The organism is Sphingomonas abietis (genome assembly GCF_027625475.1).
GTDB classification, from domain to species: domain Bacteria; phylum Pseudomonadota; class Alphaproteobacteria; order Sphingomonadales; family Sphingomonadaceae; genus Solisphingomonas; species Solisphingomonas abietis.
In genome coordinates this window covers 3,349,102-3,373,981 of record NZ_CP115174.1, presented here as the reverse complement: position 1 = coordinate 3,373,981, position 24,880 = coordinate 3,349,102, and the positions used below count along the sequence as shown (strand labels likewise).

Annotated in this window: 31 protein-coding genes, 1 tRNA gene and 1 pseudogene; 20 read left to right on the top strand and 13 right to left on the bottom strand. The window is 66.8% G+C overall.

The window, feature by feature from the left end:
* Positions 1 to 3 precede the first annotated feature (3 nt).
* From secE to PBT88_RS15965, 4 genes are all read right to left on the bottom strand, one after another.
* Positions 4 to 234 carry a preprotein translocase subunit SecE gene (gene secE, locus PBT88_RS15980; RefSeq protein WP_270076306.1) on the bottom strand — a complete coding sequence of 77 codons (231 nt, stop codon included), beginning with the start codon at positions 232 to 234 and terminating at the stop codon, positions 4 to 6.
* A gap of 146 nt (positions 235 to 380) precedes the next feature.
* Positions 381 to 456 (bottom strand) — tRNA-Trp (locus tag PBT88_RS15975).
* Positions 457 to 512: 56 nt separating this feature from the next.
* On the bottom strand, positions 513 to 2,855 hold the full coding sequence (locus tag PBT88_RS15970; RefSeq protein ID WP_270076305.1) for a putative bifunctional diguanylate cyclase/phosphodiesterase: 2,343 nt from the start codon (positions 2,853 to 2,855) through the stop codon (positions 513 to 515).
* A 131-nt stretch (positions 2,856 to 2,986) separates the two neighbouring features.
* Complete coding sequence (locus tag PBT88_RS15965) at positions 2,987 to 4,666, bottom strand: fatty acyl-AMP ligase (protein ID WP_270079291.1); 1,680 nt, start codon at positions 4,664 to 4,666, stop codon at positions 2,987 to 2,989.
* A gap of 278 nt (positions 4,667 to 4,944) precedes the next feature.
* Between PBT88_RS15965 and PBT88_RS15960 the strand changes: the two genes are divergently transcribed.
* The 5 genes and pseudogenes from PBT88_RS15960 to PBT88_RS15940 all read left to right on the top strand — a co-directional run.
* Positions 4,945 to 5,430 carry a regulatory protein RecX gene (locus tag PBT88_RS15960; RefSeq protein ID WP_270076304.1) on the top strand — a complete coding sequence of 162 codons (486 nt, stop codon included), beginning with the start codon at positions 4,945 to 4,947 and terminating at the stop codon, positions 5,428 to 5,430.
* Positions 5,431 to 5,628: 198 nt separating this feature from the next.
* Positions 5,629 to 6,192 carry a cold-shock protein gene (locus tag PBT88_RS15955; RefSeq protein WP_270079290.1) on the top strand — a complete coding sequence of 188 codons (564 nt, stop codon included), beginning with the start codon at positions 5,629 to 5,631 and terminating at the stop codon, positions 6,190 to 6,192.
* 141 nt (positions 6,193 to 6,333) lie between these two features.
* Positions 6,334 to 6,726, top strand: a complete 393-nt coding sequence (locus PBT88_RS15950) for an NADH:ubiquinone oxidoreductase subunit NDUFA12 (protein WP_270076303.1) — start codon at positions 6,334 to 6,336, stop codon at positions 6,724 to 6,726.
* 3 nt (positions 6,727 to 6,729) lie between these two features.
* Complete coding sequence (gene mlaD, locus PBT88_RS15945) at positions 6,730 to 7,245, top strand: outer membrane lipid asymmetry maintenance protein MlaD (protein ID WP_270076302.1); 516 nt, start codon at positions 6,730 to 6,732, stop codon at positions 7,243 to 7,245.
* 224 nt (positions 7,246 to 7,469) lie between these two features.
* Positions 7,470 to 7,703, top strand: a pseudogene (locus PBT88_RS15940) (DUF2155 domain-containing protein); the annotation flags it as partial.
* A gap of 35 nt (positions 7,704 to 7,738) precedes the next feature.
* Here the strand turns inward: PBT88_RS15940 and aat are convergent.
* Genes aat through aroQ form a run of 7 tightly spaced genes read right to left on the bottom strand, consistent with a single transcriptional unit; the run spans position 7,739 to position 12,309 of the window.
* Positions 7,739 to 8,515, bottom strand: coding sequence for a leucyl/phenylalanyl-tRNA--protein transferase (aat, locus tag PBT88_RS15935; protein WP_270076301.1), 777 nt, complete (start codon positions 8,513 to 8,515; stop codon positions 7,739 to 7,741).
* Between the two features lie 16 nt (positions 8,516 to 8,531).
* Positions 8,532 to 9,257, bottom strand: a complete 726-nt coding sequence (locus PBT88_RS15930) for a ParA family protein (protein WP_270076300.1) — start codon at positions 9,255 to 9,257, stop codon at positions 8,532 to 8,534.
* 49 nt (positions 9,258 to 9,306) lie between these two features.
* Entirely contained in the window at positions 9,307 to 9,648 is a 342-nt protein-coding gene (gene arsC / locus PBT88_RS15925) for an arsenate reductase (glutaredoxin) (RefSeq protein WP_270076299.1), read from the bottom strand.
* Positions 9,645 to 9,962, bottom strand: a complete 318-nt coding sequence (locus PBT88_RS15920) for an ACT domain-containing protein (RefSeq protein WP_270076298.1) — start codon at positions 9,960 to 9,962, stop codon at positions 9,645 to 9,647. The genes arsC and PBT88_RS15920 overlap by 4 nt, the downstream gene beginning before the upstream one ends.
* A 26-nt stretch (positions 9,963 to 9,988) precedes the next feature.
* The gene (gene accC, locus PBT88_RS15915; protein ID WP_270076297.1) at positions 9,989 to 11,338 is read right to left on the bottom strand and encodes an acetyl-CoA carboxylase biotin carboxylase subunit; all 1,350 of its coding nucleotides are present in this window, start codon (positions 11,336 to 11,338) and stop codon (positions 9,989 to 9,991) included.
* A 4-nt stretch (positions 11,339 to 11,342) separates the two neighbouring features.
* On the bottom strand, positions 11,343 to 11,828 hold the full coding sequence (gene accB, locus PBT88_RS15910) for an acetyl-CoA carboxylase biotin carboxyl carrier protein (protein ID WP_270076296.1): 486 nt from the start codon (positions 11,826 to 11,828) through the stop codon (positions 11,343 to 11,345).
* A 40-nt stretch (positions 11,829 to 11,868) separates the two neighbouring features.
* A complete protein-coding gene (gene aroQ / locus PBT88_RS15905; protein WP_270076295.1) occupies positions 11,869 to 12,309 on the bottom strand; it encodes a type II 3-dehydroquinate dehydratase in 441 nt (146 codons plus the stop codon).
* A 195-nt stretch (positions 12,310 to 12,504) separates the two neighbouring features.
* Between aroQ and PBT88_RS15900 the strand changes: the two genes are divergently transcribed.
* The 3 genes from PBT88_RS15900 (at position 12,505) to PBT88_RS15890 (ending at position 14,498) form a co-directional block, all read left to right on the top strand.
* Positions 12,505 to 13,167, top strand: coding sequence for a hypothetical protein (locus tag PBT88_RS15900; RefSeq protein ID WP_270076294.1), 663 nt, complete (start codon positions 12,505 to 12,507; stop codon positions 13,165 to 13,167).
* A gap of 42 nt (positions 13,168 to 13,209) precedes the next feature.
* Positions 13,210 to 14,214: a sulfur carrier protein ThiS gene (gene thiS, locus PBT88_RS15895; RefSeq protein ID WP_270076293.1), complete on the top strand. Its 1,005-nt coding sequence runs from the start codon at positions 13,210 to 13,212 to the stop codon at positions 14,212 to 14,214.
* 92 nt (positions 14,215 to 14,306) lie between these two features.
* On the top strand, positions 14,307 to 14,498 hold the full coding sequence (locus tag PBT88_RS15890) for a CsbD family protein (RefSeq protein ID WP_270076292.1): 192 nt from the start codon (positions 14,307 to 14,309) through the stop codon (positions 14,496 to 14,498).
* A gap of 170 nt (positions 14,499 to 14,668) precedes the next feature.
* Here PBT88_RS15890 and PBT88_RS15885 read toward each other — a convergent pair whose 3' ends face one another.
* Both PBT88_RS15885 and PBT88_RS15880 read right to left on the bottom strand, forming a co-directional pair.
* The gene (locus tag PBT88_RS15885; RefSeq protein WP_270076291.1) at positions 14,669 to 15,016 is read right to left on the bottom strand and encodes a hypothetical protein; all 348 of its coding nucleotides are present in this window, start codon (positions 15,014 to 15,016) and stop codon (positions 14,669 to 14,671) included.
* An 87-nt stretch (positions 15,017 to 15,103) separates the two neighbouring features.
* Positions 15,104 to 16,768: a thiamine pyrophosphate-binding protein gene (locus tag PBT88_RS15880; protein ID WP_270076290.1), complete on the bottom strand. Its 1,665-nt coding sequence runs from the start codon at positions 16,766 to 16,768 to the stop codon at positions 15,104 to 15,106.
* A gap of 108 nt (positions 16,769 to 16,876) precedes the next feature.
* On the opposite strand from PBT88_RS15880, the gene PBT88_RS15875 reads away from it, so the two are divergent.
* From PBT88_RS15875 to nadC, 12 genes are all read left to right on the top strand, one after another.
* On the top strand, positions 16,877 to 17,587 hold the full coding sequence (locus tag PBT88_RS15875; RefSeq protein ID WP_270076289.1) for a CoA transferase subunit A: 711 nt from the start codon (positions 16,877 to 16,879) through the stop codon (positions 17,585 to 17,587).
* 29 nt (positions 17,588 to 17,616) lie between these two features.
* Complete coding sequence (locus PBT88_RS15870; RefSeq protein WP_407696566.1) at positions 17,617 to 18,465, top strand: HAD family acid phosphatase; 849 nt, start codon at positions 17,617 to 17,619, stop codon at positions 18,463 to 18,465.
* On the top strand, positions 18,465 to 19,121 hold the full coding sequence (locus PBT88_RS15865) for a CoA transferase subunit B (RefSeq protein ID WP_270076287.1): 657 nt from the start codon (positions 18,465 to 18,467) through the stop codon (positions 19,119 to 19,121). The genes PBT88_RS15870 and PBT88_RS15865 overlap by 1 nt, the downstream gene beginning before the upstream one ends.
* Before the next feature lie 80 nt (positions 19,122 to 19,201).
* A complete protein-coding gene (locus PBT88_RS15860; protein WP_270076286.1) occupies positions 19,202 to 19,525 on the top strand; it encodes a DUF1476 domain-containing protein in 324 nt (107 codons plus the stop codon).
* A complete protein-coding gene (locus tag PBT88_RS15855; protein ID WP_270076285.1) occupies positions 19,525 to 19,755 on the top strand; it encodes a BolA family transcriptional regulator in 231 nt (76 codons plus the stop codon). The genes PBT88_RS15860 and PBT88_RS15855 overlap by 1 nt, the downstream gene beginning before the upstream one ends.
* Positions 19,756 to 19,854: 99 nt before the next feature.
* Complete coding sequence (gene grxD, locus PBT88_RS15850) at positions 19,855 to 20,190, top strand: Grx4 family monothiol glutaredoxin (protein ID WP_270076284.1); 336 nt, start codon at positions 19,855 to 19,857, stop codon at positions 20,188 to 20,190.
* A 236-nt stretch (positions 20,191 to 20,426) separates the two neighbouring features.
* The gene (locus PBT88_RS15845; RefSeq protein WP_270076283.1) at positions 20,427 to 21,275 is read left to right on the top strand and encodes an MBL fold metallo-hydrolase; all 849 of its coding nucleotides are present in this window, start codon (positions 20,427 to 20,429) and stop codon (positions 21,273 to 21,275) included.
* Positions 21,275 to 21,967 carry a DUF4230 domain-containing protein gene (locus PBT88_RS15840; RefSeq protein WP_270076282.1) on the top strand — a complete coding sequence of 231 codons (693 nt, stop codon included), beginning with the start codon at positions 21,275 to 21,277 and terminating at the stop codon, positions 21,965 to 21,967. The genes PBT88_RS15845 and PBT88_RS15840 overlap by 1 nt, the downstream gene beginning before the upstream one ends.
* Positions 21,968 to 22,046: 79 nt before the next feature.
* Positions 22,047 to 23,033: a quinolinate synthase NadA gene (gene nadA, locus PBT88_RS15835; protein ID WP_270076281.1), complete on the top strand. Its 987-nt coding sequence runs from the start codon at positions 22,047 to 22,049 to the stop codon at positions 23,031 to 23,033.
* Between the two features lie 73 nt (positions 23,034 to 23,106).
* The gene (locus tag PBT88_RS15830) at positions 23,107 to 23,322 is read left to right on the top strand and encodes a hypothetical protein (protein WP_407696468.1); all 216 of its coding nucleotides are present in this window, start codon (positions 23,107 to 23,109) and stop codon (positions 23,320 to 23,322) included.
* 98 nt (positions 23,323 to 23,420) lie between these two features.
* Positions 23,421 to 23,948, top strand: a complete 528-nt coding sequence (locus tag PBT88_RS15825; protein ID WP_270076280.1) for a DUF1993 domain-containing protein — start codon at positions 23,421 to 23,423, stop codon at positions 23,946 to 23,948.
* Positions 23,945 to 24,799, top strand: coding sequence for a carboxylating nicotinate-nucleotide diphosphorylase (nadC, locus tag PBT88_RS15820; RefSeq protein ID WP_270076279.1), 855 nt, complete (start codon positions 23,945 to 23,947; stop codon positions 24,797 to 24,799). The genes PBT88_RS15825 and nadC overlap by 4 nt, the downstream gene beginning before the upstream one ends.
* The last annotated feature ends 81 nt before the right edge of the window (positions 24,800 to 24,880 follow it).

Genomic DNA, 24,880 nt, shown 5'->3' with positions numbered 1-24,880 from the left:
TCCTTAGCCGACGAGCTTGAGCAGGAGCTGCGCGAGCCCGTTGAATGCGTTGTCGACGCCGAAGAAGAACAGCGCCAGCACCGTCGTCATGATCACCACCATCACGGCGGTCATGGTCGTTTCCCTGCGGGTGGGCCAGGCGACCTTGGCGGTCTCGGCCTTCACCTGATTGACGAATTCGGGGATGTTGCGGAAAAATCCGCCGATCCCATCCTTCTCGTTCGTCCTCGCCACGGTACACCTTCCATCAACGACTAGGCCATCCATGGCCGGCGGCCATCAACGACACAAGAGGCCGCAGGCGCCATCCCGAAAGGGGCAGCGGCGCCCTGGCCTCGATCAATTCCCGCTTCCCGACCTTTTGGCTCACCATCATGGGATGGCAGGAGCGGAGGGACTCGAACCCACGACCCTCGGTTTTGGAGACCGATGCTCTACCAACTGAGCTACGCTCCTCCAGGTCGGGAAGCGGAAGCGGTCCATAGCGGGAGAGCGGTGGGCGTGCAAGCGCCTCAGTGAACGCGGACGACACGCGCCTTGTCGCGGCCATGGGCCAATTCGGCGGCGGCCTTCGGGTTGACCGGCTGGCCGATCAGCCAGCCCTGCACCTGGCGGCAGCCGAGCGCGCGCATCCGCTCATATTCACTGCGGGTTTCCGCGCCCTCGGCGATCGTGGTCATGCCGAGCGAATCCGCCATGGCGACGATGGCGCGGACGATGGCGATGCTCTCCGCCGCATTGGCACTGGCTGCCCGCACGAAGCTGCGATCGATCTTGATGCTGGAGAAACGGGCCTTGCGCAGATAGGCGAGCGAGGATCGGCCGGTGCCGAAATCGTCGAGCGTGATCCGGACGCCGAGCGCCAGGATCTTGTCGACCACGCCGGTCACGCGGCCATCCCGGACGAACACCTCCTCGGCGATTTCCAGTTCCAGCCGGTCGGCGGCCAGCCCCGAATGGGAGAGGGCGGAGACGATCGTCGCCGGCAATTGCGCGTCCTTGAGCTGGGCAGCGGCCATGTTGACCGAAACGCGGACATGATCCGGCCAGCTGGCAGCGTCGCGACACGCCGAATGCATCACCCAGTCCCCGATTCGCCCGATCAGGCGGGCTTCTTCGGCGATGGGGATGAAGATGTCGGGCGATACGTCGCCGAGTTCGGGGTGGGTCCAGCGCAGGAATGCCTCGAAGCTCGTCAGATTGCCATGCACGGCCTCCACAATGGGCTGGTAGACGAGACTGAGCTCGCCGCGCTCCAGGGCATCGCGCAAGGCGATCTCGATGCGGCGTCGCTGCTCGGCATGGGCATGGAGCGAGGGTTCGTAGCGGCGATGGACGCCGCGCCCGTCATCCTTGGCGCGGTACAGCGCGAGGTCGGCATTGCGGAGCAGGGTCTCGACGACACGGCCATCGAGCGGCGCCGTCGCCGATCCCACCGATCCGCCGATGTGGAGCTGGTGATCCTCGATGTCGAACGGCGCGGAGAGGACATGGACGATGCGCTCGGCGAGCACCTCGACCCGGTCGCGGTCGGTCGAATCGGGTATCACGACAGCAAATTCGTCGCCGCCCAGGCGTCCGCACAGGTCGCCGGGGGACAGCAGCGCCGATATCCGGTTGGCGACCTCGATCAGCAGCTTGTCGCCGATCGGATGGCCGAGCGTGTCGTTGACCTGCTTGAAGCGATCGAGGTCGATCAGCATCAGCGTCGAGCGGCGGCCGACATGATGCCCGTCGCGGAGCGCTATGCCCAGCTTGTCGATGACATGGGCGCGGTTGGCGAGCCCGGTCAGCGCATCGAAGCGCGCCATGCGATCGATCTTCTCCGCGGAGCGATGGCGTTCCGTAGCATCCGTCCCGACCCCCCAGAAGCCGATCAGCGCGCCGCGCTCGTCCCGTCGCGGGGTGGCGGACAGCGACCACCAGCGGCGTTCGTCGGCGACCATCACGGGCACGACCAGATCGCGGAAGCTTTCGCGCAGCCGCAGCTTTTCGGCGAGCATCCGGATGCCGGGCGCGACGTCGCCGCGATCCCAGCCGTCACCGGCCAGCATCGCCAGCAGGGGCTTGCCCTCGACGTCGCTGCGCTTCAGGCCGAACAGGCGGGCGAGGCGCGGGCTGACGTCGATCAGGCTCTTGGCCGCGTCGGTGCGCCACAGCCAGTCGGCGCTGCTATCCTCGAACTCGCCGAGCAGCAGGCTGATCACCTCTTCCTTGCCGGCCAGCGCCTGTTCGGCGGTCATCCGATTGAGCAGCAGTCGCGCATTGGCGAGGAAGGTCAGCGTTGCGGCGACGGTGAACATCGCGATCACGCCCGCAAGCGCGATCCGGCCGTCCAGCGCCATGGATGTCGAGGCGGCAGTGCCGACGATCAGGATGAAGCCCAGGCCACCGATCGGGGCGGCGACCATGAGCGCGGTCGCCAGGGTGGCGAGGGATCCGCCGATCGCCAGCAGGGTGAAGGCGTACATCGTTCCCGACGGGCCGGTGTAGAGCGCCATTGCGACGGCCCAGCCGATGCCGAGAAAGATGCCGCCCAGCAGATCGGGATCGCGCCGGCCAGTGCCTGCCCGATCGTCCCGCAAGCCGCCGATCAGGATCAGCGCAAGGATGGCGGTAATCGCCGAAACCCAGGGCAGCAGCACCTTCCAGCCGAGCAATTCGAATCGGATCAGGGCTACGAAGGCGACACCGACGACATGGGCGCCCAGCCACAGCGGCCGCCGCTGGCGCATCGCGGCGCTGCGGGCTTCGGTGATCGCGGGATAGGCATCGCCCCGGCCCTTGCTGAGGCCGAGCGTATAGGACCAGGAGGGTGTGATCCGCTCCGAGGAAGAGGGCGAGGAACTCGACACCTCCGGAGACTTAACGGCGATATCTTACCGGGGCGTAAGCATGGCCGTCATCAGCGGTGGATAAGTCCGTATTTTCGACAAACATATGACAGGGATCGGAGCGGTGCCGCGCCGATCCCCGGAAAGCCGGATCAGGCGGCGATATCGTAGGGCTGGATCTCGCCCGACAGATAGAGGGTGCGCGCCTTGGCGCGGCTGAGCTTGCCCGACGATGTGCGCGGCAGCGTGCGCGGCGGCACCAGTTCGACCACGCAGTTCATGCCGGTGATCGCGCGGACCTTCTCGCGGATCAGATCGCGCAGGCGGGTGCGCTCCTCCTGGTCGGACGTGCGGCACTGGACGAGGACGGCGGGCGTCTCTTCGCCGCCCGGCGTGGTGATCGCGAAGGCGGCGATGTCGCCGGCCTTGAAGCCGGGCAACTGCTCGACCGCCCATTCGATGTCCTGCGGCCAATGGTTGCGGCCGTTGACGATGATCATGTCCTTGGCGCGGCCGACGATGTAGATATAGCCGTCGCTCAGATAGCCCATGTCACCGGTATCGAGCCAGCCATCGACCATGCAGGCATCGGTCGCATCCTGGTCGCGGAAATAGCCGACCATCACCGATCCGCCCGAGCACCACACCTTGCCGATCGCCTTTTCGGGAAGCGGCGTGCCGTCCTCCTCGCGAATTTCGATGGTCATGCCGCGCACCGGCTTGCCGCAGTTCACGATCGCGCGATAGCGTTGCGGCCGATGAGTGGCGATGTCGCCGCCGGAAAGCTGCGTCTCTTCGACCAGCTCGACGACGATGCCTTCGCCCGGCGGCATCAGCGACACGGCGAGGGTGGCTTCGGCCAGGCCGTAGCTCGGCGTGAAGGCCTTGGCATCGAAGCCGGCCGGCGCGAACGCATCGACGAAGGCCTGCATCACGTCCGGACGAATCATGTCGGCGCCATTGCCCGCCAGCCGCCAGCGCGACAGGTCGAAGCGGCCGGCGACGTCCGATTGCGAGCCGATGCGGCGGGCGCAGATGTCATAGCCGAAGGTCGGCGAATAGCTGAGGGTGGTGCCTTCGTTGCGGCTGATCAGGTCGAGCCAGGCGAGCGGGCGGCGCGCAAAGTCCTCGGTCTTCAGATAATCGGTCGAAACCTGGTTGGCGATCGGCGAGAGCAGGCAGCCGACCAGGCCCATGTCGTGATACCAGGGCAGCCAGGAGATGCAGCGATCGCCGTCCCCGATCGACATGCCGTGGCCGTGGGCCGCCAGATTATCGAGCAACTGCCGATGCGTGATCACCACGCCATGCGGGAAGCGCGTCGATCCGCTGGAATATTGGAGATAGGCGATGTCGTCGCCCGACGCCTGCGGAAGCGGCCCGGCGGGCGCCTCGCGCGCGGTGAAATCCTCGTAGGTAAGGCCCTGGACCTTGCCGGTTTCCGCGGCCGCGCCCGCCATCGAGGCGAGTTCGGCCGGGTACATCAGCATCTTCGGATCCGAGCTGGCGAGTTGGACGGCGAGCTGGTCGATATAGGATTCGCGCCCGCCGAAGCTGGTCGGCAGCGGCAGCGGCACCGGCCATGCGCCGGCATAGATCGCGCCGAAGAACATCGCCGCGAACTGCATCCCCGTCTCTGCGACCAGGGCGATGCGATCGCCGGGGCGTACACCGGCGGCGATCAGGCGATGGGCGTTGGCCAGCGCATCGGTGCGCAGCTCGGCATAGGGATAGGGCCGTACCAGCGTGCCGCGGGCATCGTGAAAGTTCAGGCCGCGCGCGCTCCGGGCCGCATAATCCAGTGCCTCGGCCATGGTGGCGAAGTCGGCCATGCGGCGCGGCAGTACGTCGTCGGTCGGCGTGAGGACCAGGCCCGGTCCTGCATTCGCCTTCGTGTCCCCGGTGCTGGCAGTGCTTTCAACTTCGTGACGCACCGACGGCATCTCCTTAACTACAACAACCCGGCCTGATAGACGGCTCGGCGCAATGAATCCATCCTTTGTCATGTGACGGTCATCAGCGTTCAAAATTCGGCTCGACTGTGGCACAAACATGGCGGGTGAGACCCAGAGATTCCTCCCGACCCCGCCCGCCGCTGGATTCAGGCGGCTTGGAGCGCCTCGCGATCGGCTATGTCAGCCGTTACGCGACCAGTCGAGCGAAGCTGCGGGATTATCTTCGACGTAAGCTCGCCGAGCGTGGCTGGGACGGGGAGTCGGAGGCACCGATCGAGCCGCTGGTCACCCGGTTTGCCGATCTGGGCTATGTCGATGATCGCGCGGTCGCAGACGCGCGCGGCCGGGCGCTGGCCGCGCGGGGCTATGGCGCCCGCCGGCTCGGACAGGCGCTGAGCGTGCTGGGCATCGGGGACGGGGATGCCGGCGACGCGCGCCAGCACGCCGCCGATGTCGCTTGGCAAACCGCGCTGCGTTTTGCCGAGCGGCGGCGTTTCGGGCCGTTCGCCAGGGATGTGGCGGACGATGCCGATCGCCGGCGGGCGTTCGGGGCGATGGTCCGCGCCGGGCACGCACCCGAGCATATCCGCAAAATTCTCGCATGTCGGCCCGGTGATGTGCCGGAACAGGACGGATCGTGAGACCTTGGCTGTGGCGATTCTCGCAAGCATCCGAAAGATTCGAGGTCGATTCGGTTAATAATCATGCTAGCATGGCGATCCGGGGGAGTATTTGTCATGCAAGAAGGTGCTTTTGCGTACGACGACGGGGACGGCGTGGAGCATGATAGGGCATCGGGTCTGGCACATGGCTCGTCCACACATGACGTTGGGGGCGGCATGATCCGGAATCCTGATCCTTTTGCTGCTGCTGCCGATGGTGACACTGGCGATGTGGAAGTATCGGGCAGTGTCAAATGGTTCGATGCTACGCGCGGCTTCGGATTTCTCGTCGGCGACGATGGCGAGGGGGATGTCCTCATCCATTTTTCCGTGCTGCGGCCCTTTGGCCGGCGAAGCCTGCCGGAAGGCGCGCGCGCCGTTTGTCTGGCGGCGCATCGCGATCGCGGCCTGCAGGCGCGCTCGATCGTCAGCTTTGACCTGTCTACCGCGACCGGCCCCGATCTGGAAACCGCTGCCCGCCGGGCCGCGACCCATGTCGACCCGATTCCGCTGCTTGATGATGCGGGCGAGCCCGAGCCGGTGCGGGTGAAGTGGTTCAATCGCCTCAAGGGCTACGGCTTCCTGATGCGCGAGAGCGATTCCGCGGATATCTTCGTGCATATGGAAACGGTGCGGCGCGCGGGGCTTGCGGATCTGGTTCCCGAACAGAATCTGGTCGCCCGAATCGCAGCGGGCGCCAAAGGGCCGCTGGCCGTCATGATCCTCGTTCGCGAGGATTGATGGCGCGTCGCGGCGCCCGGTCGATCGCGAGGAGCGCGCCTGCCATGGGGGCCATGTTCCAGCGATCATGTCGATCGCCGATCGCTGCGATCGTGACGGTCGCGCTTGCCGGGCGGGGGGCGCCGCGCTAAGCGCTTTGATATGGGCTTACTCACGAGCATCTTCACGTGGTGGAACGGCGCCACACTCGGCACCCGCATCTTTTCTGCCCGGAAGGGCAGTCGGGTCGGGTCGGACGAGTTCGGTAACGTCTATTTCGAGGGCGGCGTCGCCGTCCATGGCGGCCCACGTCGCTGGGTGATCTATGCGGGCGCGAACGATGCGAGCCGGGTCACGCCGGAATGGCATGGCTGGCTGCACGGCACCCAGGCCGAGACGCCCGACAAGGCCTTGCCGCCGCGGCGGGCCTGGCAAGCGCCCGCCCAACCGAACATGACCGGCACCCGTGAGGCGTATCGCCCGGCGGGCGCGCTGGAAGCAGGCGGCAAGCGTGCCGCGGCGACCGGCGACTATGAGGCGTGGAGCCCGAACTGACCTATGCGTAGTCTTGCCAAGGAGCATGGCGCCGAGGCGCTGATCGGTCTTCTCGTTGTCCTCGTCGCGATCTGGTTTGGCTGGTACGCCTTCCAGCGCACCGGCGGCGGCCGTGTGCCCAATGCCATTCAAGTCAGCGCGCTGTTCCCCAATGCCAGCGGTATCAACGCCGGCACCGACGTGCGCGTCGCCGGTATCAAGATCGGCCAGGTCGCGGGGGTGAAACTCGATCCCAAGACCTTCCAGGCCGAAGTGACGCTGGCGATCAATCCCGATTCCAAGCTGCCGGACGACAGCAGCGCGGCGATCGCATCCGAGGGCATTCTCGGCGGCACCTACATGAACATGATCCCGGGCGGTTCATCGACGCCGTTCAAGAATGGCGACGTGATCGTGGATACCCAGGGGTCGGTCGATCTGATGAGCATGGTCGGGCAGTTCATCAACAAGTCGGGCGGGGATAGCGCCAAGACCGCACCGGCGGCGGCTGATCCGGGCGCAGCGCCCGCGCACCCGTGAGCGGGCGGCTCGCCGCTGGCGTCGCGGTGCTGCTGATCGGCGGTGTTGCCGCGTGGCAGGGTGTCGAGGCGATCCAGGCGAACGACCAGCAGCCGGTCCTGCCGCTGGGAAACGGCACGGACGGCAGCGATGCGTCGGATGATGCCGCGCCCGCGAAAGCCCCGGCGAAATCCAAAAGCAAATCTTCGTCCGATGCCGAGGCGCTCTCCAAGGCGGAGACGCCGATGGCCGATCGCGTCGCGGTGCTGGGGCTGCTTAACAAGCGGAATGGCGAGGAGCGCGATCTGACGCTCAAGCCCGGCCAGGCCGTGCGGGTCGGCGATGTCGTCGTGCGCCTGCGTGCCTGCGAGACGAGCGCGCCGTGGGAGGCCGAGCCGCTGACGGGGGCCTTCGTGCAGGTCGATACCGAAGGGCGCGATTCACGCTGGCGGAGAATCTTCTCTGGCTGGCTCTACAAGGAATCGCCGTCGCTCAACGTCGTCGAGCACCCGATCTACGATGTCTGGCCCAAGAGCTGCGCGATGACGCATCCCGATATCGGGCCGGATACGGTGATGGCCTCTTCGGTCGGCGCCGGTGAGGCGCCGCGCTCGATCGCGAAGAAGTCGCCCGATACGGAGGCCGGTGCGGCGCCGCCGCCCGCCGCCGCGACGCCGGCGCCCAGCGCATCGTCCAACAGCGTCCGATAATCCGATCGCCCGATCTCGATCGCGCCCAGCGAGGCGAGGTGATCGGTGATGAACTGGCAGTCGAGCAACCGGAAGCCCCCGGCCCTGAGCCGCGCGACGAGGTGGGCGAGCGCGATCTTGGAGGCATCGGTGGCACGGGAGAACATGCTCTCCCCGAAGAAGGCGCCGCCCAGCGACACGCCGTAAAGCCCGCCGATCATCGTGCCGCCGATATCGCCCGCCTTCCATACCTCGATCGAATGGGCGTGGCCGTTCCGATGCAGGATCGTATAGGCCCGCTCGATCTGGCCATTGATCCAGGTTTCCGGCCGTCCGTCGGTGGCTTCGGCGCAATGCGCCATGACCTGGGCGAAGGCGCGATCGGCAGTGACGGCGAAGCGATCCGACCGCAGCGTCTTGCGCAGCGAATGGGAGAGGTGGAAACCATCGAGCGGCATCACGCCGCGTTTCTTGGGCTCCACCCAGAAGATGTCGGTGGCGTCCCGGCTGTCCGCCATCGGGAAGACGCCGACCGAATAAGCGCGCAGCAGGAGATCGGGATCGATCGGCTCGGCGGCCGCGCGACGCCCCCGCCCCAGCATCAGGCGCGCCCCGTCGTCATGGCGCCAACCTCTTCTCGATGCCGCGCCACAACCGCGAGATGGCCGGGCCGGCGACCGACGAGGCGGGAAAAGGGCCGGAAAGCGGTGCGGCGGCGGTCATGCTCTCGAGGGCGCTCGCCATCGGCACGATCGGCCAGTCCGGCTGCTCGGCAATGGCCGCACGGTGGAGCAGGCGGCGCCGATCGACCATGTTGAACACCGGCAGCATCGGCGCGACCTTGCCATGCGTCTCGCGCAGATGGGCCACGACATCGTCGAAGGCGCGGCGGGCGAGCGGGGAGGGGATGACCGGCACGATGATCAGCGTGGCGGCGCGCAGCGCTTGGTCGGCGGTGTCGGTGAGGCCGGGCGGGCAATCGAGCACGGTGCGATCCCAGCCCTTGCCGAGCCGCTCGGCCAGCTTGGCGAGGCGCTTGCGCTTGTCCAGATCGTGGAACAGCCGATCGAGCCCGCGCAGCGAACGGTCGGCGGGCAGGATGGACAGATTGTCGATCCCCGTCGGGCGGACGAGGTCGCTCGGCTCGGCCTCGCGGGTGAACACCGCCTGCGCCTCCTCCTTGCCGGGCGCGCTGGCGCCGAGCAGCCAGGACGAGGCGGCTTGCGGATCGAGATCCCAGAGCAGGGTGCGGCGGGCCGACGATGCTGCGCACCAGGCAAGGCTGACGGCCAAAGTCGTCTTCCCGACCCCGCCCTTCAGGCTGTAAACTGCAATTGTGGCCATGACCCGCCGATTAAGCCGGATGTCGGCGACTCGGGCAAGTGCGAGAAGGTCAATCGGGCAAAATTTCCTTAACCTTCTCCGGCGGCCGGCCCAGCCGAACGCCACGATCGGTTTCCACCAGCGGGCGCTCGATCAGGCTCGGGTCGGCCGCCATCGCATCGAGAATGGCGTCCTCGCCGGCATCCTTCAGCGCCTTGGCACCAGCCTCTGCCATGCGGAGCCCGTCGCGGGCACGCATCCCGGCGCGGCCGTAGAGGCGTACCAGCGTATCACGGGATGGCGGCTGCTTGAGATATTCGACGATGGTGACGTCCATGCCCGCGGCTTGCAGCAACGCCAGCGCCTCGCGCGACTTGGAGCAGCGCGGATTGTGATAGATGGTGGCCTTCATGGGCGATCCCCTGAAATCGTGGCGAGGGCCGTCATCGCGTCGTGCCGGCGGGGCCATGGCACGAACAGATGGTCGTGATGATAGCCGGCGACGATGTTGCAGGAGATGCCGGCCGCAGCCAGCGTTCCCGAGATGGCGGCGGACAATCCTACCGCGGCAAGGCTGGAATGGACCGCCAGGCTGATCCGCGCCCAGCCGTCGCCGGGCGCGATCACGGTCAGCCCCTCATCCTCGCGGATCGTGGCGAAGGCATTGGCCGGCGCCTTGTCCATGACCTCGAAGCCATAGGGACTGTCGTGGAGGACCGGCCGCATCTCCCTCAGGAGCCGGCCGAGATCGCTCAGTCCTCCTGCTTGGCCAGCCACTGTTCCAGCCACTTGATCGTGTAGTCGCCTTCCTGGAACTCGGGATCGTCGAGCAGCGCCTGGTGAAGCGGGATCGTCGTCGTCACGCCGTCGATCACGAACTCTTCCAGCGCGCGGCGCAGGCGGCGGAGCGCGCCCTCACGGGTGTGCCCCCAGACGATCAGCTTGGCGATCATCGAGTCGTAATAAGGCGGTACGCGATAGCCGGCGTAGAGCCCGCTATCGACGCGGACGTTCATGCCGCCCGGCGCATGATAGCCCTTCACCAGCCCCGGCGAGGGCGCGAAGGTGCGCGGATGCTCGGCGTTGATCCGGCATTCGATCGCATGGCCGCGGAACTCGACATCCTCCTGGCGCAGCGTCAGCAGATGGCCGTCGGCGATGCGGATCTGCTCGCGGACGAGATCGAGGCCGGTGATCGCCTCGGTCACCGGATGCTCGACCTGGAGCCGGGTGTTCATCTCGATGAAGTAGAACTGGCCGTCCTCGTAGAGGAACTCGATCGTGCCGGCGCCGCGATAGCCCATGTCGGCCATCGCCTTGGCGACGATCGCGCCCATCTCCTCGCGCTGCTCCATCGAGATGACCGGGGAGGGGGCCTCCTCCAGCACTTTCTGGTGGCGGCGCTGGAGCGAGCAGTCGCGCTCGCCAAGATGGATCGCGTTGCCGTTGCCGTCGCCGAAGATCTGGAATTCGATGTGGCGCGGATCGGAGAGATATTTCTCCATATAGACCGTCGCGTCGCCGAACGCGGCCTTCGCCTCGGTGCCGGCCTGCTGCATCAGCGTGCCGAGCTGGCTCTCGTCGGCCACGACCTTCATGCCGCGGCCGCCGCCGCCCGACGCCGCCTTGATGATCACCGGATAGCCGATCTCGGCCGCCACCGCCTTGGCCTCGGCGAGATCGGACAGCGGGCCATCGGAGCCCGGCACCAGCGGCAGGCCGAGCTTGGCCGCGGTCAGCTTCGCCTCGATCTTGTCGCCCATCGTGCGGATATGCTCGGGCTTGGGCCCGATGAAGATCAGGTCATGGGCTTCCACGATCTCGGCGAACTGCGCGTTCTCGGAGAGGAAGCCGTAGCCCGGGTGGATCGCGTCCGCGCCGCTGATCTCGGCGGCCGCGATGATGTTCGGAATGTTGAGATAGCTCTCGGCCGCAGCCGGCGGCCCGATGCACACCGCCTGATCGGCGAGGCGGACATGCATCGCGTCGGTATCGGCGGTGCTATGCACCGCGACCGTCTCGATGCCCATCTCGTGGCAGGCGCGATGGATGCGGAGGGCGATCTCGCCGCGATTGGCGATCAGGATCTTGCGGATCGTCACAGGCTTACTCGACGATGACGAGCGGCTGGTCGAATTCGACCGGCTGGCCGTTCTCGACCAGAATCTGCGTCACCTTGCCGGCCTTGGTGGCGATGATCGGGTTCATCACCTTCATCGCCTCGACGATCAGCAGCGTATCGCCCGCCGCGACCTGCTTGCCGGGAGTGGCGAACGGTGCGGCGCCGGGCTCGGCCGCGAGATAGACGGTGCCGACCATCGGCGACTTGACCAGACCGGGATGGTCGGTCGGCGCGGCGAGAACCGGCGCGGCGGTGGCGGCCGCCGCCGGTGCGGCGGCTACGGGGGCAGCGGCCATCGCCACGGCAGGCGCGGCGGTCATCGACACGGTGCGGGCGACGCGGATGCGGCGATCGCCGTCCTGCACCTCGATCTCGGTCAGGCGGGTAGCGTCCAGCATCTCGGCGAGCTGGCGCACCAGCCCGGCATCGATCTGCATCGAACCATTGGTCACTTCGGGGGCATCGGTCATTACTCGACCCTCTTTCTATTCTTCGTTGAGGCCGGCTCTGTCAGAGCTTGGCGGCCGCGTCCAGCGCGAGCCGATACGACATTGCGCCGAATCCCGCCACCGTGCCTTTCGCGGCCATCCCGATATAGCTGTGATGGCGGAATTCTTCGCGCTGGTGCGGGTTGGACAGATGGACCTCGATCACCGGCACGGTGACGGCCCTGATCGCATCGTGGATCGCCACCGAGGTGTGGGTGAAGCCGCCGCCGTTGAGCAGCACCGCCTGCGCGCCCTTGGCATTGGCCTCCTGAATCCAGTCGACCAGATGGCCTTCATGGTTGGATTGCCGGATATCGAGCTCCAATCCCAGCTCCCGGGCGCGATCGTCGAGCATGTCGGCGATGTCGTCGAGCGTGTCGGCGCCATAGATTTCGGGCTCGCGCAAACCGAGCATGTTGAGATTGGGGCCATTCAGAACGAAGACGATGGGCTTGTCGGCCATGCCGCGCCTTTTCTCTTGGGAAATCGGAGCGCGCTTCTTAGCGGGCGGCCGCACGATTTGGCAAACCGCACTTGACCGGGGACGGGTTTGGGAGGAGTCTTCCCGTCCGGAGCTGGCCAGGGGGTGGGCATGGCGACGGTGGCGAGGACTCGGCTGCGGGCCGATCGAATCTTCTATGCAAGCGTTCCGGCGGTGGTGGGGATGGTCGTCCTGATCGGCTTCTCGCCGAGCTGGTTCCTCCGGCCCTTCCTCGGCGCGCCGCCGCATTTCGGGCCGCTGTCGCCGTTGCTGATCGTCCACGGCATCGTCTTCACCACATGGATCGTGCTGACCATCGTGCAGCCGCTGCTCATCGCGGCGGGCAATCGCGCGCTGCATCGGTCGCTGGGCTATGCAGGCGCAGGGCTCGCGGCGGCGATGGTGGTGCTGATGGTGCTCGCCACGATCGAATCGATGCGCGGGGGCGTGCCCCCGGTCTTCCCGACGCCTTATGCCTTCTTCGCGATCAATCTGGTCGGTGCGATCACCTTTGCGATCGTGATCGGGCTGGCGATCGCCAGGCGACGCGAGGCCGAGACGCACAAGCGGCTGATCCTGCTGTCGCTGGTGGTGCTGACCACCCCGGCCTTGGCACGTATTCCGGCGCTGCACCCGTTCATGCCGTTTTCGGCCTTCGCCAGCCCGGACCTGATCATCGTCGCCGGCATCCTGTTCGACCGGATCACGCGCGGCAGGGTGCATCGGGTGTGGAAGATCGGCGGGCCGTTGCTGATCGCCTCGCAGATCCTGATGTTCCCGCTCGGCTTCACGCCGATGATGCAATGGCTTGGCGACATGGCGATGCGGTTGCCGGTTTGAGCGGGCGCGCCTAGATCAGCGCTCCTATCCGGGAGCGACTCCATGCATTCTGACGGCACCATCTCGATCTATGTCAACGGCGAGCATCGGCGCATTCGCGATGGCCTGACGCTGGCCGGGCTGGCGGCCGAACTGGGGCTGGAACCGGCCAAGGTGGCGGTGGAGCGCAATCTCGAGGTCGTGCCCCGTTCGACGCTGGCCGAGGTGAAGGTCGAGGATGGTGACGAACTCGAGATCGTCCACTTTGTCGGCGGCGGCGACCATGCCGCGCCCGTCACCGAGGACAGCTGGACGGTGGCCGGCAAGACCTTCCGCTCGCGGCTGATCGTCGGCACCGGCAAATATAAGGATTTCGCGGAGAACGCCGCCGCGGTGGAAGCCTCGGGCGCTGAGATCGTGACCGTTGCGGTGCGGCGGGTGAATGTCAGCGATCCCAAGGCGCCGATGCTGACCGACTATATCGATCCCAAGCGCATCACCTACCTGCCCAACACCGCCGGCTGTTTCGACGCCGAATCCGCGATCCGCACGCTCCGCCTCGCGCGAGAGGCGGGGGGCTGGGATCTGGTGAAGCTGGAGGTGCTCGGCGAGGCGCGCACCCTCTATCCCGATATGGTCGAGACGCTGCGGGCGACCGAGGTGCTCGCCAAGGAAGGCTTCAGGCCGATGGTCTATTGCGTCGACGATCCGATCGCGGCGAAGCGGCTGGAGGATGCCGGCGCGGTGGCGATCATGCCGCTCGGCGCGCCGATCGGATCGGGGCTGGGCATCCAGAACCGGGTGACGATCCGCCTGATCGTCGAAGGCGCCAAGGTGCCGGTGCTGGTCGATGCCGGCGTCGGCCAGGCGTCGGACGCGGCGGTGGCGATGGAATTGGGCTGCGACGGCGTGCTGATGAACACCGCGATCGCCGAGGCCAAGGATCCGATCCTGATGGCGCGGGCGATGAAGGCGGCGGTCGAGGGCGGGCGCTTGTCCTATCGCGCCGGCCGGATGGGCGTGCGGCGCTATGCCGATCCGTCGAGCCCGCTCGCCGGCCTGATCTGATCGATCTGGCGGCGAGCCAAGGAACGTCCCGCCTCCATGATTGTTGTGTTCTGCGAGGCGGTTGGATGACCGCGTTTCGCAGGAGACATGATATGAGCGAGCTCACCGACAAGATCAAAGGCGCCGTCAACGAGACCGTCGGCAAGGCCAAGCAGGCGATCGGCCGCGAGAGCAACGACGGTAGCCTCGAAGCCGAAGGCGCAGGCCAGGAAGCCAAGGGCCATGTCCAGACCACGGTCGGCAATGCCAAGGGTGCGGTGAAGGACACGATCGACAAGATCTGATCCCCGCATCGACCTTCGCAGGCAGGAACAGGCGTCGCCCCCATGGGGTGGCGCCTTTTCCTTATATGGCAATCGGGCCGAGGCAGGGGCTCGTGATGGGCGGTGCATAAGAGAAAGGCGCCGCTCCCTTTCGGTGGCGGCGCCCTTCATTCACGATCGGCAGGTTCGGCTCAGTAGCCGTAATAGCCGCCATAATAAGCCGGCGGCGGGGGCGGCGGGGCATAATAGCTGCCATAATAGGCCGGCGGCGGGGGCGGCGGCGCGTAATAGCCGTAGCCACCGCGGTCATAATAGCGATCATGGTCCGACGACGCGATCGCGGCACCCACGCCGACGCCGAGAAGGCCGAGGCCGATGGCACCGCCGGTGCCGATGCCATGATGATAGCCACCGTGCCAGCCGCCATGATAGCCGCCGCCATAACCGCCATGCCAGCGGGCTTCAGCCGGCGAGGCGCCGACAACGGCAGTACCGGCGAGCAGACCTGCGGCGACGAGGCCTGAAATCAGCTTGCGCATATTCAATCTCCATCCTGTTCAGCGGAGTATGACCGCTACGAATGCCTTTCTAGGCGAGTCGTACTGAACAGCGACGGAATGGTTTCTTTATCGCCTGTTCAGATTACTCAAACGGGCAGCCGGCGTGATTTGTTCAATATCGGTTTTGAGATGGAGGAGGGCGAGGCCGGGTTGTTCCAGCGCACGGGCCAGCGCCGGGCCGAACTCCTCGGTGCGCGTCACCATTTCTGCCCAGCCGCCATATGCACGGGCCAGCGCCGCGAAATCCGGATTGGCCAGCGCGGTGCCGGATACGCGATGCGGATATTCGCGCTCCTGGTGCATCCGGATCGTGCCGTAATTGCCGTTGTCGACGACCACCACTAGCAGGCGCGCACCGTGCGCCACCGCCGTCGCCAATTCCTGCCCGTTCATCAGGAAGCAGCCGTCGCCGGCGAGCGCCACGACGCGGCTGTCGGGCCTGCGCAGCGCGGCCGCGACGGCCGCGGGGACGCCATAGCCCATCGATCCGTTGGTCGGTGCCAACTGGGTGCCGCGCCGCCCATAGCGCCAGTAGCGATGCCACCAGCCGGAATAATTCCCCGCGCCGTTGCAGATCACGGTGTCGGCCGGCATCGCTGCCCGCATCGCCGCCACGCAGGCGCCCAGATCGAGCACCGCGTCCTCGCGCGGCTGCGGCGTATTCCACGCCGCCCAATCGGCATGGGCCTCGGCACCGTCCTGGAACGGCAGGATATCATGCTCCCACGCCGCCATGGTCTCGGCAAATTCGGGCATGTCGGCGCAGATGGCGAGATCGGTGCGATAGACCGACTGCAACTCGTCCGGATCGGGGTGGACGTGAACGAGAATCTGGTCGGGATGCTCGGGCGTGATCAGCGTGTAGCCATCGGTCGTCGCCTCGCCGAGCCGCGCGCCGACGACGAGCAGCAGGTCCGCCGCCTTGACCCGCTCCAGCAGCCTGGGATTGGGGCCGTAGCCAAGATTGCCGGCATAGACCGGCGAGGAGGAGAGGATCGCATCCTGCCGGCGGAAGGCGCAGGCGACCGGCAGGCCGATCCCTTCTGCGAACGCGGCGAATTCATGCGCGGCGCGGTCGTCCCAGTCGGCGCCGCCGACGATCGCGATCGGCGCGGCGGCGTCCTTCAGCATATCGACCAGCGTGCCGGCGGCGCCGATGCAGGGCGGCTGGGCAGGGCGAACGACCTTGGGGCGATCGACCGCCTCGACCACGTCGAGCAGCATGTCCTCCGGCAGCGCCAGCACCACCGGGCCGGGGCGGCCGGACATCGCGACCGCATAGGCCCGCGCGACATATTCGGGGATGCGGCGGGCATCATCGATCTTGGCGGCCCATTTGGCGAGCGGCCCGAACATCGCGGGGAAATCGATCTCCTGAAAGCCTTCCCGGTCCTTCGCCTCGCGCGCCACATCGCCGATGAACAGGATCATCGGGGTCGAATCCTGCATCGCGGTATGCACGCCGATCGCGGCGTTGGTGGCGCCGGGGCCGCGCGTGACGAAGCAGATGCCGGGCCTGCCGGTCAGCTTGCCGTCGGCCTCGGCCATATAGGCGGCGCCACCCTCCTGCCGGCAGACGACCAGATCGATGGCGGGCGAATCGTGCAGCGCATCGAGCACCGCCAGATAGGATTCGCCGGGCACGCAGAAGATGCGGTCGCAGCCCTGCGCCAGAAGCTGATCGACGAGGATGCGGCCGCCGGCGCGCTGACCGGGATTATCAGTTGTCATGCGCGCTGGCTTAAGACTTCCCGTCGCGCGATGCCAGCTTCCGCTTGGCGCGCGCGACTGTTAACGGGCGGCTGTAAACGGGCGTTGGGCGGCACGAGGAAGAGGCGCATGGCGAACAAGACCTTCAAGGATGCGGCATCGGCATTGGAGGGCGTGCTGTTCGACGGCATGACCATCGCATCCGGAGGCTTCGGCCTCTCGGGGCTCCCCGAACGCCTGCTCGTCGCCATTCAGGATTCGGGGGTGAAGGATCTCACTTTCGCGTCGAACAATGCCGGCATCGACAATGAAGGCATCGGCAAGCTGCTCCGCACCAAGCAGGTGAAGAAGATGATCGCCAGCTATGTCGGCGAGAACAAGGAGTTCGAGCGGCAATATCTTTCCGGCGAGCTCGAGGTGGAGTTCACGCCCCAAGGGACGCTGGCCGAGCGGATGCGGGCCGGCGGCGCGGGCATTCCGGGCTTCTACACCAAGACCGGCGTCGGCACGCTGATCGCCGAGGGCAAGGAAACCAAGGTCTTCGACGGTGAGGAATATGTGCTGGAACGCGGCATCCGGGCCGATCTGTCGATCATCAAGGGCTGGAAGGCGGACGAGGCCGGCAACCTGATCTTCCGCAAGACCGCGCGCAACTTCAACGCGCCGGCGGCCACCTGCGGCAAGATCTGCGTCGCCGAGGTCGAGGAGATCGTACCGACCGGATCGCTCGATCCCGATGCGATCCATCTGCCGGGCATCTACGTCAACCGGCTGATCTGCGGTGCGCCCTACGAGAAGCGGATCGAGTTCCGCACGGTTCGGAAGCGGGACACGGCGTGAAGCGGCTTGTCCTCCTGCTGACGCTGGCGATGACGGGGTGCGCGGGCACCGCCAAGCCGGCGTTTCCGCCGGACCCTCCTGCCGCAGACCCGAAGCTGGCCGGGATGCAGTATCTCTACGGCTCCGCCGAGGCGGCCGCGATCAGCCGTCAGGCGTGGAGCGCGCTGACTTTCTATGTCGGCGAGGCGATGCAGGGGAAGGACCGGCGCTCGGTCGTGCTGGCGGAAGGCGCGACGCTCGATGATCCGAAATTCGTGCCCTGTGCCGGCAAGCCGGCGGCCGCCGTGTTCGACGTCGACGAGACGGTGCTGCTCAACCAGGGCTTCGAATATGACGACCTGACCGGCGCCCCGCATCGCGATTTCGACGATCGCTGGGCGCGCTGGGAGAAGACCGGCGTTCATGCCGTCTCGCCGACGCCGGGCGCCAAGGAGGCGCTGGACGCGCTCCGCCGCATGGGCGTGACCGTGATCTTCAACACCAACCGCAATGCCTTCAACGCCGGCCCGACCGAGCAGGCGATCGACGATGCCGGGATCGGCCCCGCGAAACATGGCACGACCTTGTTCCTCGCCGGAGACGATGCCGACGGTTCCGGCAAGGACGGCCGCCGCGCCACCATCGCGGCCCGCTACTGCGTCATCGCGATGGGCGGCGACCAACTCGGCGATTTCTCCGATCTGTTCGCCGAGGCATCGAGCGTTCCCGCCCGCCGCGCCGAGACCGCGCTGCCTGCTGTCGCCGGCCTGTGGGGGCGCGGCTGGTTCGTGATGCCCAATCCCGTCTACGGTTCGGCCTTGCAGGGCGGGGCCGGCGACATCTTCCCTGCCGACAGGCAATGGCATGATCCGGCGACGCCCCGGAAGGAGGTTCAGTGATGCCCCAGGATATCAAGGGTTGGACCCGTGACGAAATGGCGGCCCGTGCCGCCCAGGAATTGCAGGACGGCTTCTACGTCAATCTGGGTATCGGCATCCCGACGCTGGTGGCCAACCATATCCCGGCCGGCGTCGAGGTGACGCTCCAGTCGGAGAACGGGATGCTCGGTATCGGCCCCTTCCCCTATGAGGGCGAGGAGGATGCGGACCTGATCAACGCCGGCAAGCAGACCGTCTCGGAACTGCCGCAGACCAGCTACTTCTCGTCGGCCGACAGCTTCGCGATGATCCGCGGCGGGCATATCGACCTGGCGGTGCTCGGCGCGATGGAGGTGTCCGGCGAGGGCGACATCGCCAACTGGATGATCCCCGGCAAGATGGTGAAGGGCATGGGCGGCGCGATGGATCTCGTCGCCGGCGTCAAGAAGATCATCGTGGTGATGGAGCATGTCTCGAAAGACGGCAGCGCCAAGTTCATCCCCGCCTGCACGCTGCCGCTCACCGGCAGGAATGTCGTGGATATGATCGTCACCGATCTGTGCGTGTTCGGCCGCAAGGATCATGACAGCCCGTTCCGCCTGATCGAACTCGCCCCCGGCGTGACCGCCGAGGACATCGCCGCGAAGACCACCGCCCCCTATGAGGTCGCGCTGTAAAGATTTTCGACACATCGAGCCGCCGTTGCTTGTGCGGGCACCGATCCGTATGATTTGCGCGTAATAACAGGAACTGACCGATGAATATCTTCGATGATCGCGAGCAGGCGGCCGAAAATCAATTTGCCCATGATCAGGAAATGGCCTTCCGCGTCACCGCGCGTCGCAACCGTCTGCTGGGCCAGTGGGCGGCGGGGTTGATGAAACTCACGCCCGAGGAAACCGATGCCTATGCCAAGGCGGTCGTCCAGGCCGAGTTCGAAGAGGCCGGCGACGAGGATGTGATGCGCAAGCTCTATGGCGATCTCGTCTCCGCCAATGTCGAGACCGATGAAGCGGTGATCCGCGCGCAGATGAAGGCGTGCGAGGTCGAGGCGCGTCGCCAGCTGATGGGATCGATCTGATGCCGATGGCGGCCGACGATATCATCGCGCTGATCCGCGCAGGGATCCCCGATGCCGAGGTCGAGATCACCGATCTCGCCGGCGACGGCGATCATTATGCCGCGAAGGTGGTGAGCGAAACGTTCCGCGGAATCCCGCGCGTTCGCCAGCATCAGAAGGTGTATGAGGCGCTCGGCGGGCGGATGGGCGGCGTGCTGCACGCGCTCCAGCTCACCACCACCACGCCCTGAGGGCTTGCCCGGCCAGAGGCTGACTCTGGCCTGAACGCTTGAATTTGCCGCGCGTGGGACCGATTTATACCCCATGAGATCGACTTTGGAGTGATTGACATGACCGACGACGTCCAGGCCCGCATCGCGGAGACCGTGAACGCCAACGAGGTGCTGCTGTTCATGAAGGGCTCGCCGCTCTTCCCGCAGTGCGGCTTTTCCAGCCGCGCGGTGGCGATCCTCGACCATCTCGGCGTCGAATATGGATCGGTGGACGTGCTCCAGGATCAGGGCATCCGCCAGGGCATCAAGGCCTTCTCCGATTGGCCGACCATCCCGCAGCTCTATGTGAAGGGCGAATTCGTCGGCGGATCGGACATCATGATGGAGATGTACGAGAGCGGCGAACTGGCCGAACTGATGAAGACGGCCGGCGTCACCAGCAAGGCGGCCTGAACCTCAATGCCGATTTCGGCGGGCTGCTTCGGGGAATGTCCGGGGCGGTTCCGCGGGGTGGCGGGCCGTCGCGTGGATCGCGCCGGCCCGCCGGTGTTCGCGGGAACGTGGAACATCCAATACCATGCAGATGCCGTGCCAACATAACGGATGCTGCCTTTCCCGCGCCTCTCGGTGGTTAATGGCCCCATCGCCGGCATCGGATGTGTAAAATCGGCCGACAGGGTGATCGCAGCATGACCGACCAGCCTCTCTTCGAGACGGTGCATCCCTTGGTGCGGCGGGTGCTGGCGCAGAATCCGTCGCCCTTCACCTACACCGGCACGCAGACCCATATTGTCGGCCATGGCGCGGTCGCGGTGATCGATCCCGGCCCGGCCATCGCCGCGCATGTCGAGGCGATCCTCGCCGCCACCGCCGGCGAGACGATCGTGGCGATCGTCTGCACCCACACCCACCGCGATCATACACCCGCCGCCCAGCCGCTGGCCGCGGCGACCGGCGCGCCGGTGATGGGCTGTGCGCCGATCCCGGCGCGCGACGGCTCCGGCCTCGAAGCCGGCTTCGACCACAGCTATGCGCCCGATCGGGTGATGGGGGAGGGCGATACGGTCTCCGGCCCCGGCTGGACGCTGGAGGCGATCGCGACCCCCGGCCACACCTCCAACCATCTCTGTTTCGCACTACCCGAGGCGCAGGCGCTGTTCACCGGCGATCATGTCATGGGCTGGTCGACCAGCGTGGTGGTGCCGCCGGACGGCGACATGGGCGCCTATATGGCCAGCCTCGACAAGCTCTCGCCGCGCGACGACCTGATCTATTTCCCGGCGCATGGCGAGCCGGTGACCAAGCCGAAGCAATTGCTGCGCGGGATGCTTGGCCATCGCCGCCAGCGCGAGGCGCAGATCGTGCGCATATTGGGCGAGGGGCCGCGGTCGGTGCCCGAGATGGTGGCGCAAATGTATGCGGGCCTCGATCCCCGGCTGGAGAAGGCGGCCGGCGCCAGCGTACTCGCCCATCTGCTCGATCTCGATGCGCGCGGCCGGGTGCGCGCCACCGCCGATATCTGGAGCCTGGCTGCCTGATGAAGACCGTCCTCAAGGTATTGCTCGGCATGGTGCTGGCGTTCGTCCTGATCGCCGGTGGTGCCGCGCTGCTCGGCAAGCGCGCCTTCGATCATTTCTGGTCGCCCGATCCGGAAAGCGTCGCCAGCGCCAGCTTGCAGGGATTGCAGGCGCAGAGCCGGCTGACCGCACTGGTCGCCTCCTATGTCGCGGTGGTGACCTCCACCCAGCATCGCTTCGGCCTGTCCGCCCAGCGGACCCTGATCATGCCGGGCCGGGTGCGCTACGAGGTCGATCTCAGCCAGATGAAGCCCGGCGACCTGGTGTGGCACAAGGATAGCCACATGCTCGACGTGACGCTGCCGCCGCTGATGATCGAGGGGCCGGAGATCGATCCGGCGCGGATGAAGGCCTATGACGGCGGCGGCCTGCTGCTCAAGCTCACCGACAGCGGCGAGGCGCTCGACCAGACCAACCAGCAGGCGGCGCGGGTGGAGCTGATCCGCCAGGCGCGCGAGCCGTCGCCGGTCGCCATCGCCAAGCAGGCGGCGCGGCAGGCGGTGGCGCAGAGCTTCGCGCTGCCGCTCAAGGCGGCGGGCATGGACCCGAACGTCCGCGTCCGCTTCCAGGGCGAGGCGTTCGCCGATCCAGCCCCCTTCACCCCGATGGATTTCGCCAGGCCGTGGCAGGACGTGATCGCCAACCGCCATTGACGCCGATCCGGCAGACACCATTTCCCCTGACAAGCGCCTCGCCTGTGCCTATGGACGCGGCGACCAAGGAGTTGATGCCATGAACGCCCCCGCGATGAGCCTGAAGGGCCTCGATCTGAAGGCCGAGATCGACCGGCTGCGCAAGGAGCGCAACGCCGTCATCCTCGCCCATTACTACCAGACCCCCGACATCCAGGACATTGCCGACTTCGTCGGCGACAGCCTCGATCTCTCGGCCAAGGCGGCGGCGACCGATGCCGACGTGATCGCCTTCTGCGGCGTGCGCTTCATGGCCGAGGTCGCCAAGATCCTCTCGCCCCAGAAGACCGTGATCCTGCCCGACATGGATGCCGGCTGCTCGCTGGAGGACAGCTGCCCGCCCGAGCAGTTCGCCGCATTCCGCGCCGCGCACCCCGATCATATCGCGCTGACCTACATCAATTGCTCGGCGGCGGTGAAGGCGCACTCGGACATCATCGTCACCTCGTCCTCGGCCGAGCGGATCCTCGCCCAGCTGCCGATGGACCAGAAGATCATCTTCGCGCCCGACAAGAATCTGGGCGCCTGGTTCAACCGCAAGACCGGCCGCGACATGCTGCTGTGGCCGGGCGCGTGCATCGTCCACGAGGCGTTCAGCGAGACCGAGCTGCTCAAGCTCAAGGCGCAATATCCGGATGCGCCGGTCGCCGCGCACCCCGAATGCCCGGCCTTCATCCTCGATCATGCCGATGAAGTGGGATCCACGCGCGCGATCCTCGACTATGCGCTCAAGAGTGACGCACAGACGATCATCGTCGCCACCGAGCCGCACATCATCCACCAGATGGAGAAAGCGGCGCCGCACAAGACCTTCATCGGTGCGCCGGGTGCGGACGGCAACTGCAACTGCAACATGTGCCCGTACATGGCGATGAACACGATGGAGAAGCTCTACATCGCGCTGCGCGATATGGAGCCCCGCATCGAGCTCGACGAGGCGACCCGCCTCGCCGCCAAGAAGCCGCTCGACCGGATGCTGGAGATGGCCGGCCGGACGGTGGGCAAGGGCGATCTCGGGTCGCGCTGACACCAGCCCGAAAAGCACGGAACGGAAGCGCGCGTCGATCGCTCAGCGGGCTCAACCTGCGAGGAGGTTTGCGTTGAACAACATGCTGGGAATGCTGGTCGGTGCCACGATCGACCGCGAGGACGGCGACAGCGGCATCGAGGGCGCGATCACCGGCTATCTGGCCGAGGGTGCGCTCAAGATCGTCGCGCCGCTGGTGGTGACCTTCGCGATCGGCTGGGGCGTGCAGTTCCTCGCGCGCCGTGCGGTGGAAGCCCTCACCGGCGAGGATGCCGCCGCGACCGAGTGACGGCGTGATCGGCCCCCGGTTGATCGCGCCCGCCCCGATGCTATGAGCCGATCCCGTGATGCGGGGTCGGCCCGCCTCGATGAGGAGGGGAGAGCGAGATGGGCGTGTCCCTCCATGCGGCGTTCGTGCCGTCGTGCATCCAGATTCTGGGTTCGATCGCCCGCCTGATCGACAAGGCCGCGCTTGCCGGCTACGAGCGCGGCGCCGGTCAGTCCAGTCTGCTTGGTGCGCGGCTGGCCGACGACATGCTGGATTTCCGCTATCAGGTGAAATCGGTGGTCATGCACTCCGCGGACGCGATCGAGGCGGTGCGGCAGGGGCGGTTCACGCCCGACGTCGATCCGATCGAAGCGAGCGTCGCGGAATTGCGCGCAATGGTGCGCCAGGCCGAGGCCGCGCTCGCCGCGATCGATCCGGCCGAGATGGAAGCGTTTGTCGACCGCGACATGATCTTCGTCTGGAACGGGCGCGACGTGTCCTTCTCGGCGGATCAGTTTCTGCTGAGCTTCTCCCAGCCCAATTTCTATTTTCACGCCGCTGCCGCCTACGCGATCCTGCGGGCGGAGGGGCTGCCGCTCGCGAAGCGTGATTATCTCGGCACGCTGCGCATCAGGAGAGACGCATGAGCGAATTTAGCTGGAGCCTGCCGGGCTTCGATCTCGACGGCTTCGTGCGCGCGACGCTGGCGGAAGATCTTGGTGAGGGCGGAGACATCACCTCCGCCGCCGTGATCCCCGCAGACGCCCGCTTCACCGGCGAACTGGTCAGCCGGGATGCGATCGCGGTGGCCGGCCTGCCGATCGCCGAGGCTTTCTTCCGCCATCTCGATTCCGACGTGACGATCGAGCGGCTGGTCGCGGATGGCGATCGCGTCCGCAAGGGCACCGCGCTGATGCGGATGGAGGGCAGGGCGCGCGCCATGCTCACTGCCGAACGCTCCGCGCTCAACACGCTCCAGCATCTCTCCGGCGTCGCGACCATGGCGCGCACCTATGCCGATGCGATCGCGGGCACCGGCGCGATCCTGCTCGATACCCGCAAGACCATCCCCGGCCTGCGCCTGCTGGAGAAATATGCGACCCGCATGGGTGGTGCGACCAACCACCGCATGGGCCTGTGGGATGCGGCGATGATCAAGGACAACCATGTCGCGGTCGCCGGCGATGTCGGCGAAGCGGTGCGCCGGGCGACGGCCGCCGGGATCGCCAACATCATCGTCGAGGTCGATCGGGTCGACCAGATCGAGCCGGCGCTGGCCGCCGGCGCCACCCACCTGCTGCTCGACAACATGACCCCGTCGATCCTGCGCGGGGCGGTGACGCTGGTCGGCGGGCGGGTGCCGACCGAGGCCTCGGGCGGCGTCACGCTGGAGACGATCCGCGAGATCGCCGGCACCGGCGTCACCTATGTGTCGGTCGGCCGGCTCACCCAGTCGGCGCCGGCGGCGGACATCGGGCTGGACCTCGCGCTTGCCTGAGGCCGGGGCCGGGCGCTAAGGCTCGACCGGAATTCACGGATCGCGACCAACGCCGCAGGATGCGCTTGCACTGTAGGATTT